Below are 237 nucleotides of genomic sequence, written 5' to 3'. Positions count from 1 at the left end.
CGAGGGCGCGCAGTGGGCGAGCTTCGCGCTGGGCCGGATGCAGATGCCGTGGGTCGCGCAGTCGATCCTCCTCGGCGGCCATGTCCGGGTCGGCCTCGAGGACAACCTGTACCTCGGCAAGGGCGTCAAGGCCACCAACGCCCAGTTGGTGGAGCGCGCCGTGCAGATCACCGAGGCGCTGGGCTCCCGGGTCGCCACCCCGGACGAGGCCCGTCAGCGGCTCGGACTCAAGCCCCG

General features: G+C 72.6%; 1 protein-coding gene. It reads left to right on the top strand.

From position 1 onward, the window contains the following. The coding region (locus G3I42_RS12895) for a 3-keto-5-aminohexanoate cleavage protein (RefSeq protein ID WP_164285504.1) at nt 1–237 on the top strand (237 nt) is incomplete at both ends.

It is taken from the genome of Streptomyces sp. SID11385, assembly GCF_010548245.1.
Lineage (GTDB): Bacteria > Actinomycetota > Actinomycetes > Streptomycetales > Streptomycetaceae > Streptomyces.
The sequence above is the reverse complement of the archived record's forward strand: the minus strand, read 5'-3'. Positions and strand labels throughout refer to the sequence as shown.